We start from the raw sequence: 2,845 nt of genomic DNA, 5'->3' as shown, positions 1-2,845 counted from the left end.
CTCCCGCCCGAGCTGCGCCCCCGCAGCCGCGCCCAGCTCGCCGACGGCATCGCCGCCGAACTCGCCCTCGCCCGCGACCTCCTGACGGACCTCGGCCTGAAGGAACTGCCATGACCCCACCGAGCGGCCCCACCCCCCTCCTCGTCCTCGACGTCGTGGGCCTCACCCCCCGTCTCCTCGACCACATGCCCCACCTCAAGGCCCTCGGCCAATCCGGCTCCCGCGCCCCGCTCGGCACCGTCCTGCCCGCGGTCACCTGCGCCGCCCAGTCCACCTTCCTCACCGGCACCATGCCCTCGGAGCACGGCATCGTCGGCAACGGCTGGTACTTCCGCGAACTCGGCGACGTCCTGCTGTGGCGGCAGCACAACGGGCTCGTCGCCGGCGACAAGCTCTGGGACGCCGCCCGCCGCGCCCACCCCGGCTACACCGTCGCCAACATCTGCTGGTGGTACGCCATGGGCGCCGACACCGACATCACCGTCACCCCCCGTCCCGTCTACTACGCCGACGGCCGCAAGGAACCCGACTGCTACACCCGGCCGGCCGCGCTCCACGACGAACTCACCGAGAAGTTCGGCACGTTCCCCCTGTTCCACTTCTGGGGGCCCGGAGCGGACCTGGTCTCCAGCCGGTGGATCATCGACGCCACCCGCCACATCATGCGCACCCGGCGCCCCGACCTGACGCTCTGCTACCTCCCGCACCTCGACTACGACCTGCAGCGCTTCGGCCCCGACGACCCGCGCTCCCTGAAGGCGGCGGCCGACCTGGACACCGCCCTGGCCCCGCTCCTGGACGACGCCCGCGCCGAGGGCCGCACCGTCGTCGCGCTGTCCGAGTACGGCATCACCCGGGTGAGCCGGCCCGTGGACATCAACCGCGCCCTGCGCCGCGCGGGCCTGCTCGAGGTGCACACGCAGGACGGCATGGAGTACCTCGACCCGATGGCCTCCCGCGCCTTCGCGGTCGCCGACCACCAGATCGCCCATGTGTACGTGCGCCGCCCCGAGGACCTGGACGCCACCCGCGCCGCCCTGGACGGACTGCCCGGGATCGAGCAACTCCTCGACGACGAGGGCAAGAAGGCCCACCACCTCGACCACCCGCGCGCCGGCGAACTGGTCGCCGTCGCCGAACCCGACGCCTGGTTCACGTACTACTACTGGCTCGACGACGCCCGCGCGCCCGACTTCGCGCAGCTCGTCGAGATCCACCGCAAACCCGGCTACGACCCGGTCGAGCTCTTCATGGATCCCCTCGACCCGTACGTCAAGGTCAAGGCGGCCACCGCACTGGCGCGCAAGAAACTCGGCATGCGCTACCGCATGGCGGTCGTGCCCCTGGACCCGTCACCTATACGCGGCAGCCACGGCCGCCTTCCCGCGAGCGACGACGACGGTCCGCTCCTCATCTGCTCCACCCCCCGCGCCGTCGGCGACCGCGTGGCGGCCACCGACGTCAAGCAACTCCTGCTCCGGCTCGCCGGACTCGGCTGACGCAGCACCGCGTACGGCACCGCATACGGCACCGCGTACGACCTCCGAGATCCAGCTACCGAGAGTGAAACACACGGCACTGACAACGGCCGGTCCCGGCGGCACCGGAACCGGCCACGACCGAGAAGGCAGGCACCCGTGACCCCGTACTCCGACCCCTCCAGAGCAGCGGCCGACCCCGCCGCCGGCGCCCCGGACGAGGGACTGCGCCGCTCCCTCGGCGTGGACCGGCGCCGTTTCCTCAGCACCTGCACCGCCGTGGCGGCCGGAGCCGTCGCGGCCCCCGTCCTCGGCGCCGCCCCCGCCCTGGCCCACGACCGCGGCGGAGACCACGGCCACGGCCACGGGCAGGTCCTCGTCCCGCCGCACAAGCGCGGCATCATCCTCTACACCGTCCGTGACGCCACCGGCCGCGACCCCCTCTCCACCGACCTGCCCTCCGGCTTCCGCGAGGTGTTCAAGCAACTGGCCCGCCACGGCTACCGCCAGGTGGAGTTCGCGGGCTACCGCCAGCACGCGAACGCGCCCGGCGGCGACAACCTGGAATCCGTCCAGGGCGCCAGGCTGCTGCGCCGCTGGCTCGACGACTGCGGTCTGCGCGCCCAGGGCAACCACGGCTTCATCCCGCCCTCCTGGCCGCTGACCGCGGCGGACCTGGACACCTTCAAGAAGCACCTGGAGATCGCCAACATCCTCGGCATGGACCACATGGGCACCGGCGGCGACCCCACCGGCAGCTCCCACCGCGCCGACTGGGACGTGGCCGCCGACAAGTGGAACGCCCTCGGAGAGATCGCCCGCCGCGCGGGCATCAAGCTCTACACCCACAACCACGACAGCGCCTACGGCTTCCTGCTCGACGGCGGCCCGCTGGACGACCAGGGCCGGCCGACCCGCAGCTCGGGCATCCGGAAGCTGGAGTACTTCCTCAAGGTCACCGACCCGAAGCTCGTCTGGCTGGAGATGGACATCTTCTGGGCGCACGTCGCCCAGTACAAGTTCCACACGTACACCGCCCACGACGGCTCCACCCGCAGGAACGTCTTCGACCCGGCCGGCCTGGTCGCCCGCCACAACAAGCGCTACCCGCTGTTCCACGCCAAGGACGGCGTCGTCAGCACCACCAACGGCATGGGCTACGAGATGGTGCCCTTCGGGACCGGCGTCATCGACTACACGACGTTCTTCTCACGGGTCGGACAGCGCAACTACCACAACCCGATGGTCGAGGACGACAACTCCCCGAGCGCCACCGACCCCGCGCAGTCGCTGCGGGAGGCCAAGATCAGCTACGACAACCTGGCGGCCCTGCGCAAGCGGCGCCGCTGACCCGGAACACGGACCGG

General features: G+C 71.6%; 2 protein-coding genes. Both read left to right on the top strand.

The features are described from left to right. Positions 1-110 precede the first annotated feature (110 nt). Positions 111-1,499 carry an alkaline phosphatase family protein gene (locus B7L92_RS28360; RefSeq protein ID WP_081240238.1) on the top strand — a complete coding sequence of 463 codons (1,389 nt, stop codon included), beginning with the start codon at positions 111-113 and terminating at the stop codon, positions 1,497-1,499. Positions 1,500-1,637: 138 nt separating this feature from the next. Next, positions 1,638-2,828 (top strand): sugar phosphate isomerase/epimerase family protein, encoded by a 1,191-nt coding sequence (locus B7L92_RS28355; protein WP_081240236.1) that lies wholly within the window; start codon positions 1,638-1,640, stop codon positions 2,826-2,828. The last annotated feature ends 17 nt before the right edge of the window (positions 2,829-2,845 follow it).

The organism is Streptomyces viridosporus (assembly GCF_002078235.1).
Classification (GTDB): Bacteria; Actinomycetota; Actinomycetes; order Streptomycetales; family Streptomycetaceae; genus Streptomyces; species Streptomyces viridosporus.
Note: the sequence above shows the minus strand (reverse complement) of the source record. Positions and strands in the feature narration are given on the sequence as shown.